General features: G+C 71.5%; 8 protein-coding genes. 5 read left to right on the forward strand and 3 right to left on the reverse strand.

Annotated elements, in window-relative coordinates:
* Positions 1 to 48 precede the first annotated feature (48 nt).
* Positions 49 to 1,080, reverse strand: coding sequence for a glycosyltransferase family 2 protein (locus EST54_RS31800; RefSeq protein WP_129251163.1), 1,032 nt, complete (start codon positions 1,078 to 1,080; stop codon positions 49 to 51).
* Between the two features lie 273 nt (positions 1,081 to 1,353).
* On the opposite strand from EST54_RS31800, the gene EST54_RS31805 reads away from it, so the two are divergent.
* The 3 genes from EST54_RS31805 (at position 1,354) to EST54_RS31815 (ending at position 3,981) form a co-directional block, all read left to right on the forward strand.
* Positions 1,354 to 2,817 (forward strand): LCP family protein, encoded by a 1,464-nt coding sequence (locus EST54_RS31805; protein WP_129251164.1) that lies wholly within the window; start codon positions 1,354 to 1,356, stop codon positions 2,815 to 2,817.
* A 97-nt stretch (positions 2,818 to 2,914) separates the two neighbouring features.
* Entirely contained in the window at positions 2,915 to 3,370 is a 456-nt protein-coding gene (locus EST54_RS31810; RefSeq protein WP_129251165.1) for a hypothetical protein, read from the forward strand.
* Between the two features lie 29 nt (positions 3,371 to 3,399).
* The gene (locus EST54_RS31815) at positions 3,400 to 3,981 is read left to right on the forward strand and encodes a VanZ family protein (RefSeq protein WP_129251166.1); all 582 of its coding nucleotides are present in this window, start codon (positions 3,400 to 3,402) and stop codon (positions 3,979 to 3,981) included.
* Here the strand turns inward: EST54_RS31815 and EST54_RS31820 are convergent.
* On the reverse strand, positions 3,932 to 4,486 hold the full coding sequence (locus EST54_RS31820; protein ID WP_129251167.1) for an acyl-CoA thioesterase: 555 nt from the start codon (positions 4,484 to 4,486) through the stop codon (positions 3,932 to 3,934). The two genes, EST54_RS31815 and EST54_RS31820, sit on opposite strands and share 50 nt — an antisense overlap.
* Before the next feature lie 273 nt (positions 4,487 to 4,759).
* On the opposite strand from EST54_RS31820, the gene EST54_RS31825 reads away from it, so the two are divergent.
* Positions 4,760 to 6,055, forward strand: coding sequence for an LCP family protein (locus tag EST54_RS31825; protein ID WP_129251168.1), 1,296 nt, complete (start codon positions 4,760 to 4,762; stop codon positions 6,053 to 6,055).
* 79 nt (positions 6,056 to 6,134) lie between these two features.
* Here the strand turns inward: EST54_RS31825 and EST54_RS31830 are convergent, their stop codons facing one another.
* Positions 6,135 to 7,310 carry an acyl-CoA dehydrogenase gene (locus tag EST54_RS31830; protein WP_129251169.1) on the reverse strand — a complete coding sequence of 392 codons (1,176 nt, stop codon included), beginning with the start codon at positions 7,308 to 7,310 and terminating at the stop codon, positions 6,135 to 6,137.
* A gap of 259 nt (positions 7,311 to 7,569) precedes the next feature.
* On the opposite strand from EST54_RS31830, the gene EST54_RS31835 reads away from it, so the two are divergent.
* A complete protein-coding gene (locus EST54_RS31835; RefSeq protein WP_129251170.1) occupies positions 7,570 to 8,913 on the forward strand; it encodes a UDP-glucose dehydrogenase family protein in 1,344 nt (447 codons plus the stop codon).
* Positions 8,914 to 9,181 lie beyond the last annotated feature (268 nt).

Consider the following 9,181-nt stretch of genomic DNA (forward strand, 5'->3'; position numbering starts at 1 on the left):
GGGTGGGCGGGTGGAGAGGGGAGGTTCGGGCGCGGAGGCGGACCCCGCCTACTCGGCCCCCACCGCCGGGTTCGTCACGGCCGGGCGGCGGCTGGCGATGACCTTCCTGGCGAGCGAACGGGGGCTGGTCAGGAAGCCCACGCCCCAGGCCATGTGCATGGTGGCCAGGGCGAGGGGGATCTGGAGACGCGCCTTCGGCGACAGGCCCTTGCCGGCGGGCACCGAGCCCGCGGCGATGGCGGCGAGATAGCCCCCCGGGACGATCAGCGCCCACGGCGTGACCGCCGCGCCGGCCACCAGGCCCGCCGCGATGGCGCACACCGCGGTCGGCGGCGCCAGGTAGCGCAGATTGATCGATCCAGCGTGGTAACGGGCGACGACATGGCGCCACTTGCCGTAGTCCTTGTACTGCTTGGCCAGCGCCCGGACGCTCGGCCGCGGGCGGTACTGGACCTTCAGCTCGGGTGAGAACCAGATCGCGCCGCCGGCCTCCCGGATGCGGAAGTTCAGCTCCCAGTCCTGGGCGCGGATGAACTCCTCGTTGTAGCCGCCCTGCTGCTCCAGCGCCTCGCGCCGGAAGACGCCGAGGTAGACGGTCTCGGCCGGGCCCGCCTGTCCACCGGTGTGGAAGGCGGCATTGCCCACGCCGATCCTGGACGTCATCGCGGCGGCGACCGCGTCCTCCCAGGCGTTCTCCCCCTCGGCGTGCATGATGCCGCCGACGTTCGCCGCGCCGGTCTCCTCCAGGAGGCGCACGGCGGTGGCGATGTAGTTCCGCGAGAGCATGCCGTGGCCGTCGACCCGCACCACGATGGGATGCCGGGACGCCTTGATCGCGGCGTTCAGCGCGGCCGGCGTACGGCCGGTGGGGTTCGGCACCGTGTGCACCCGGGGGTCCTCGGCGACAAGCTCGGCGGCGATCTCGTCCGTACGGTCCGTGGACGGGCCGAGGGCGATCACCACCTCCATCTCTCCGGCGTACTCCTGCTCCAGGATGTGCCGGACCGAATTGCGCAGGTGACGTTCCTCATTGAGCACCGGCATGATCACGGAGACGGCCGGGGGCTGCTGCTGCGGCATGGTTCCTCAGGGGTTACGGCCCGCGGCGGCCGCCAGCGACGGCAGCGCCCGCCGGGAGACTGCAGTATCGCGCCTCACGTTACCGCGAACGGGGGACACCCTCGGGCGCAGCCGGGTGGCCGGGCGGCGGATGCCCGGCGTGTGGTGCTTTGCAGCCGATCGTATGGGCCTACGGTGTCCTCGCCGGCTTCGTCCCCACCCGCCTCCTCACCGTCCTGCCCCGCTCCCCCGCCGGGCACCGCTCACGCCCGTCCAGCCGCGGAGGTGTCCCCCGTGACCGCGCATTTCCGCTCCCCCCGTCCGGCCAGGCGCCGGGCCGCCCGGCCCGCGCCGCGCCGGCGCCCGCCGGGGAAGCGCTGGGGGCTGCGGATCGGCGCCGCCGCGTCCGTGCTGGTACTGGCCGCGAGCGGGATCGGGCACGCCATGGTCACGGGCGTGGAGAGCGGCCTCGGCCGGGTGGACGCCTTCAAGGGCATGAGCAACCGCCCCGGGGGCGGCGACGGCCTGAACTTCCTGGTCGTCGGCACGGACGGGCGGGACAAGCTCACCGCCGCGGAGAAGCAGAAGTACCACCTGGGCGGCGCGCCCTGTCACTGCACCGACACCCTCATGCTGGTGCACCTCTCCGCCGACCGGGACCGCGCCAGCGTGATCAGCCTCCCCCGTGACTCCTACGCCGAGGTCCCCGCCCATACGGACGCCGTCACCGGCGCACCGCGCCCGGTCCACGCCATCAAGCTGAACGCGGCCTATGCCGAGGGCGGGCCCAACCTCACCGTGCGGACCGTGGAGCACATGACGGGGGTGCACATCGACCACTATCTGGAGGTCGATTTCACCAGCTTCATGCGCAGCGTGGACGCGGTCGGCGGGGTGGAGATCTGCACCGTACGGCCGCTGCGGGACAGCTATACGGGCCTGGCCCTGCCGGTCGGAAAGTCACAGCTCAACGGGGGGCAGGCGCTGCAGTACGTGCGCTCCCGGCACATCGACGGCTCCGCCGACCTCGGCCGGATGCAGCGCCAGCAGCGCTTCCTGGCCGCCCTCATCCACAAGATCACCTCCTCCGGAGTGCTGATGAACCCCATCCGCTTCAGGGACGTCGCCGACACGATGCTGCGGTCCGTACGGGCCGACTCCGGCTTCGGGGCCAACGACCTGGTCGACCTCGGGCAGGCGATGCGCGGCTTCTCCCCGTCGTCCTCGGAGTTCACGTCGGTGCCGCTGGCCAGTACGGCCCAGACGGTGCCGGGCGTCGGTTCGACCGTGCGCTGGGATCCGGTGCAGGCGCCGAAGCTCTTCCAGGCGATCCGCGAGGACAAGCCGATCGCGGCGCACCGGGGCGGGAAGGCGCCGCGGGGCCGGGTCGTCGACGTACCGCCGGGCCAGGTCCAGGTGCAGGTCGACAACGGCAGCGGCCGGGCCGGGGCGGGCACCTCGGTGGCCGGGGAGCTGCACGCCACGGGTTTCGCCACCACCGACGGCCCCAGCGCCTCCTCTCTCGGCACGGTGCCCCGCACGGTCGTCGCCTACGACCCGCGCTGGGACCGCTCGGCCCGCTCGCTGGCCGTCGCGCTGCCCGGCGCCGAGCTGCACCCGGTGACCGGGCAGGGGCCGGTGATGCAGGTGACGGTCGGCCGGGACCACCGGGCGGTGCAGCGGGTGCGGGCCGAGGAGCCGCCGCAGAAGCCCGGCGGGATCGCGGCGATCACCGGCGATCAGGCGGTGTGCCCATGAGCCGGCGCGGCGGGCTCCGGCGGCCGGCTGCCGGTCGTGCGCTCCGCGTCGAAGCGTGCGCGCCTCGCGCGGGCGGGGCCGAGCGGGGCGAGGCGGCATGAGCGTTCCCGCACCCCGCCGCACCCTGCCCGGGCCGCCGGCCCGCCGGCCGGATGCCCAGCACCGTGCGCGCCGGGTCACGGTGGCCCTCGCGGCCCTGGGCCTGGTCGCGGCCACCGCCGCCGCCGCGCCGCCGGCGCCGGCCGCACCGACCGGCTGCGGGGACCTGGTGCGCGGCCAGCTGTGTCTGAGCGGTCCGGTGGGGGCCGACGGGACGTACACCGCGACCTACCGGCGGGACGAGCCCGCCGGGCCGGACGAGATCGTCGTGCGACTCGGCTACCAGCGCAGGAACGACCGGATCACCGCCTTCCCCGGCTGGTTCGGCACCCGGCGGACGCAAGGGGGCGCCGTCGGGCTGAGCGGCCGGGTGGAGATGCTCCGGGACGAGTGCATCCGGGGCGTCATGGAGCGGGCGCAGACGATCTACGTCACAAAATGGAGCTGCAGTTGATGTCCTGGATGTCCTGAAAGGGGCGCATCGTGTGGCAGGTAGTGCTCGGCATCACCCCCGCCTCGGTGGCGCTCTTCCTGGCCCTGGCGCTGCTGCTGGCGCTGGCGCTGGCCCTGTGGGCGGCTCGCGCCCCGGCCGACCGCGCACCGCGCACCACGGCCCGGATGCTGCTGACCGGCTGGCTGCTGCTGCTCCTGGCGGCGACGCTCGCCCCCAGCCAGCCGATCGGGTCCGGGGACGCGACGGTGTGGTGGCGGCCCGGAGAGGGGCTGTTCGACCTGGGCGCCCAGCTGGAGCCCGGGGAGCTGGCGATGCTGGTGCGGCGGCAGATCGCCAACGCCGCGCTGTTCGTCCCCGCACCGCTGATGCTGAGGTTCGCGGCGCCGCGCACGTCGGCCGCCGCGGCGTTCCTGCTGGGGGTGGGCCTGTGCCTGGCCATCGAGACGGCGCAGCTGCTGATGCGAGCCGGACGGATCGCCGATGTCGACGATGTGATCTGCGCGGCGGCCGGCACCGTCATCGGCACGGGGCTGGCGCTGCTCGCGCAGCTGACGGTCGCCGCTATGCGCCGTCGAGGCCTTCCGCGGAGCGCCGTTCGCGCAGCTCCTTGATGGCGCGCCGCCGGGCGAGGCGGTGCGTACGGCGGATCTGCGCCTCCTGGTAGCGGCGCTTGTCCTGCTCGGTCTCGGGGACCACCTGCGGCACCCGGCGCGGCTTGCCCTGCTCGTCGACGGCGGCGAAGACGAGGTAGGCGGACCCGACCTGCTGGGCCGGGCTGGATTCGTTCCAGCGCTCGGCCAGGACCCGCACGCCGACCTCCATCGAGGAGCGGCCGGTCCAGTTGACCTGGGCGCGCACATGCACGAGGTCGCCGATCCGGACCGGTTCGAGGAAGACCATCTCGTCCATGGAGGCGGTCACGGCCGGCCCGCCGGAGTGGCGCCCGGCCACCGCGCCCGCCGCGTCGTCCACCAGCTTCATGATCACGCCGCCGTGCACCGTTCCCAGCAGGTTGGTGTCGACCGCCGTCATGATGTGGCTGAGTGTGATGCGGGACACAGAGGTGGGCTTGCCCGCCTGCTCTTCCTCGGGGTTTTCGGTGGCGAGTTCGGTCATGCAGCCACCCTAAGTGGCCGGAAGACGACCGGGCCCCGCACCGTCCGTGAGACAGCTCTCGCACTGAGCCGCAGGTCCGTGACATTGCTCTCGTGATCCCTGCCGGATACAAACCGGAATACGGCCTTCCGTTATCCCAGGTCGGGATGGCAACTCCCCCTTCCGGTATGCGGTGGAAGGCCGCCGTGGCTTTGCATCAGCTCTGCAACAGCCCTGGCCCGATCCGGCACCCGGTCTATGGAGCACCCCGCCGCGGCATGCACACTTCCCCGTATGAATGAGTGGCCCAATGGGTGGTCCGGCGACCAGAGCGGCAACCGGTACGGATACGGCAGCGGCAACGCCGAGCCGGAGGGTGCGCGCGCCATGCCCCAGGTGCGGCGCGACGCGGCCCCCGGCTACCAGCGGCACGAGCCGCCGATGCCGCAGTCGATGTCCCCGCGCAGAGGCGCGACCGTGCCGCCGCAGCAGTCCCAGGGCTACGACGACGCATACGACAGCGGCTACAACACCGGCGAGGTCTACGGCGGCGGTGGCGGGGGCCGTCGCGGTGACGACTACGGCTACGACGGCCGTCCCGGGCGGCCGCGGCCGCGCTGGGGCCGGCGGATCAAGTGGACCGTGATCACTCTGGTCGCGGTGCTCGCGGTGGCCTCGGTCGCCACCTACTTCTGGGCCGACGGCAAGCTCCGCCGCAAGGTGGACCTGAGCAAGGTCATCGACCGGCCGTTGGCGGGCGACGGCACCAACTACCTGATCGTCGGCTCGGACAGCCGTGAGGGCATGTCCGCCGCGGAGAAGCAGAAGCTGCACACCGGCTCCGCCGAGGGCAAGCGCACCGACTCGATGATGATCCTGCACGACGGCAGCAACGGCCCGACGCTGATATCCCTGCCGCGTGACTCGGACGTCGAGATACCGTCGTTCGTCGGCTCGGACTCCGGCAAGAAGTACCCGGACACCGGGCGGCACACCAAGCTCAACGCGGCCTACGCCGAGGACGGCCCGGAGCTGCTGGTGCGCACCGTCGAGTACAACACCAAGCTGCACATCGACCACTACGTCGAGATCGGCTTCGCCGGCTTCGCCAACATCGTGGACGCCATCGGCGGCGTCGAGATGGACATCCCGAAGGCGTTCAAGGACAAGAACTCCGGCGCCGACTTCCCGGCCGGCAAGCAGACGCTCAACGGCCAGCAGGCGCTCGCCTTCGTCCGCACCCGGCACGCCTTCGCCGGCCAGGACCTGGACCGGACGAAGAACCAGCAGAAGTTCCTGGCGACCCTGGCGAGCCAGACGGCCACGCCCGGCACCGTGCTCAACCCCTTCAAGCTCTACCCGACGATGAGTGCCGGCCTGGACACCCTCATCGTCGACAAGGACATGAGCCTGTGGAACCTGGGCAACATGTTCTTCGCGATGAAGGGCGTCACCGGCGGCGAGGGCAAGTCGATGAACATGCCCATCTCCGGCTCCACCGGCGGCAACCTGGTCTGGGACAAGGCCAAGCTCCGGCAGCTGGTCCAGCAGCTGAACAACGACGAGAAGGTCACGGTCAGCGGCAACTGACCCACGCCCGGCACACGAGGGGCCCCGGACCGCCACTGCGATCCGGGGCCCCTCGCCGTACGCCGTTCTCCTGCCCCTACTACTGCGGCAGGTTGCGCGCCATCACGATCCGCTGGACCTGGTTGGTGCCCTCGTAGATCTGGGTGATCTTGGCGTCGCGCATCATCCGCTCGACCGGGTAGTCACGGGTGTAGCCGTAGCCGCCGAGCAGCTGGACGGCGTCCGTGGTGATCTCCATGGCGGCGTCCGAGGCGTAGCACTTGGCCGCGGCGCCGAAGAACGTCAGGTCCTCGCCCTTGCCGCCGGCGGATATCCGCTCGGAGCGGGCGGCCGCGGCGTAGGTGAGCTGACGGGCCGCCTCCACCTTCATGGCCATGTCGGCGAGCATGAACTGGACGCCCTGGAAGTCGCCGATCGGCTTGCCGAACTGCTTGCGCTCCTGGACGTAGCCCTTGGCGTAGTCCAGGGCGCCCTGGGCGATGCCGAGCGCCTGGGCCGCGATGGTGATGCGGGTGTGGTCCAGGGTCTTCATGGCGGTGGCGAAGCCGGTGCCCTCGACGCCGATCATGCGGTCCGCGGGAATCCGGACGTTGTCCAGGTAGACCTCGCGGGTCGGCGAGCCCTTGATGCCGAGCTTCTTCTCCGGTGCGCCGAAGGAGACGCCCTCGTCGCCCTTCTCCACGACGAAGGCCGAGATGCCCTTGGAGCGCTTCTCGGGGTCGGTGACGGCCATCACCGTGTAGTACTCGCTGACACCGGCGTTGGTGATCCAGCGCTTGACGCCGTTGAGGACGTAGTGGTCGCCGTCGCGGACGGCCTTGGTCTTCATCCCCGCCGCGTCGGAGCCGGCGTCCGGCTCGCTCAGACAGTACGAGAACATCGCGTCGCCCTTGGCCAGCGGGCCCAGGTACTTCGCCTTCAGCTCCTCGGAGCCGGAGAGGATCACCGGCAGCGAGCCGAGCTTGTTGACCGCCGGGATGAGGGAGGACGAGGCACAGACGCGGGCGACCTCCTCGATGACGATGACGGTCGCCAGGGCATCGGCGCCGGCGCCGCCGTAGGCCTCCGGGACGTGCACGGCGTGCAGGTCGTTGGCGACCAGCGCGTCGAGTGCCTCCTGCGGGAAGCGGGCTTCCTCGTCCACCGCGGCGGCGAACGGCGCGATCTTCGCCTCGGCGAGCGAGCGCACCGACTCGCGGAGCATGTCGTGCTCCTCGGATGGCCGGTACAGATCGAAATCAGCGGTTCCCGCCAAGGTTTCTCACTCCCCTGAGAGCTGACTGCAAGTGCTAATTACCGTTAAGTAACCCGTTACCTCTCCGGATTCTAGGCGCCGGATCCCGGCTGCGGATACGTGAGGTTGCCGACAGTGACGCACGGGGCGGGGGCGAGCGGCTGGAGTGGGCCGTTCCACGCCCGACTATGCTCGGTCAGCGCCAATTTTCTGCCCGCCCGCACACCGACCACCACCCTGAATGCCGGCGCCCGCGCCGCCCCGCTTGTTTGGAGCATCCATGGCCCTCAAGATCACAGTGATCGGCACCGGCTACCTCGGCGCCACCCACGCCGCGGCCATGGCCGAGCTGGGCTTCGAGGTGCTGGGGCTCGATGTGGTCCCCGAGAAGATCGAGATGCTGCAGCGGGGCGAGGTCCCGATGTACGAGCCCGGCCTGGAGGAGCTGCTGCGCCGCCACGTCGCCGGGATCGAGGGGGCGAGCGGACGGCTGCGCTTCACCACCTCCTACGAGGAGGCCGGCGCCTTCGGCGATGTGCACTTCGTCTGCGTGAACACCCCGCAGAAGCACGGTGAGTACGCCTGTGACATGTCGTACGTGGAGAGCGCCTTCGACGCGCTGGCTCCGCATCTGACCCGGCCCGCCCTGGTGGTCGGCAAGTCGACGGTGCCGGTGGGCAGCGCGGCCCGGCTCGCCGAACGGCTGGCCGCGGCCGCCCCGGCCGGCGCCGATGTCGAGCTGGCCTGGAACCCGGAGTTCCTGCGCGAGGGGTTCGCCGTCGAGGACACCCTGCACCCGGACCGGATCGTGGTGGGCGTGGCCGGTGAGCGGGGCGAAGAACTGCTGCGTGAGGTGTACGCCACACCCCTCGCCGAGGGCTCCCCCTTCATCGTCATGGACTACCCGACGTCCGAGCTGGTGAAGACCTCCGCCAACTCCTTCCTGGCGACGAAGATCTCCTTCATCAACGCGATGGCGGAGGTCTGCGAGGCGGCCAACGGCGATGTGGTGAAGCTCGCCGAGGCCATCGGGCACGACGAGCGGATCGGCAAGAAGTTCCTGCGGGCCGGCATCGGCTTCGGCGGCGGCTGTCTGCCCAAGGACCTGCGGGCCTTCATGGCGCGCGCCGGTGAACTGGGCGCGGACCAGGCGCTGACGTTCCTGCGCGAGATCGACTCGATCAACATGCGGCGCCGCGGTCACATGGTCGAGCTGACCCGGGACGCGGTCGGCGGCGGCGGCTTCCTGGGCAAGCGGGTCGCCGTACTGGGCGCGACCTTCAAGCCGGACTCGGACGACGTCCGCGACTCCCCCGCGCTCAACGTCGCCGGCCAGATCCACCTCCAGGGCGGCCAGGTGACGGTCTACGACCCGAAGGGCATGGAGAACGCCCGGCGGCTCTTCCCGACGCTGGCGTACGCGGACAGCGCGCTGGACGCCGTACGCGGCGCCGACGTCGTGCTCCACCTCACGGAGTGGCGCGAGTTCCGCGAGCTCGACCCCGCCACGTTGGGCGAGGTCGTCGCCGAACGCCGCATCCTGGACGGCCGCAACGCCCTCGACCCCGACCTGTGGCGCAAGGCGGGCTGGACCTACCGGGCGCTTGGGCGCCCGTCCGCGTAGTGGTTGCCGCCCCACGTTGTCGGCCGTCCCGCCGTGGTGGTTTGTCGCCGTTGCGCTTTGCGGCGCGCCCGCACGTTGTCGGCCGTCCCGCCGTGATGGTTTTTCGCCGTTGCGCTTTGCGGCGCGCCGTACGTGGTCGGCTGTCCCGCCGTGATGGTTTGTCGCCGTTGCGCCTGCGGCGGGCTGGTTGCCGCTGCGCTGGCTGTTCGGCTGCGGGACCGGCCCTCCGGACTCCGTCCTGCGGTCCGGCCCCTCCCGTTGGGGGTGG

This window comes from Streptomyces sioyaensis, assembly GCF_004122735.1.
Taxonomy (GTDB): Bacteria; Actinomycetota; Actinomycetes; order Streptomycetales; family Streptomycetaceae; genus Streptomyces; species Streptomyces sioyaensis.

Excerpts from the sequence above, each read along its gene's own strand:
- EST54_RS31800 (WP_129251163.1), bottom strand. The coding sequence starts at position 1,080 with ATGCCGCAGCAGCAGCCCCCGGCCGTCTCCGTGATCATGCCGGTGCTC.
- EST54_RS31810 (WP_129251165.1), top strand. The coding sequence starts at position 2,915 with ATGAGCGTTCCCGCACCCCGCCGCACCCTGCCCGGGCCGCCGGCCCGC.
- EST54_RS31820 (WP_129251167.1), bottom strand. The coding sequence starts at position 4,486 with ATGACCGAACTCGCCACCGAAAACCCCGAGGAAGAGCAGGCGGGCAAG.
- EST54_RS31825 (WP_129251168.1), top strand. The coding sequence starts at position 4,760 with ATGAATGAGTGGCCCAATGGGTGGTCCGGCGACCAGAGCGGCAACCGG.
- EST54_RS31835 (WP_129251170.1), top strand. The coding sequence starts at position 7,570 with ATGGCCCTCAAGATCACAGTGATCGGCACCGGCTACCTCGGCGCCACC.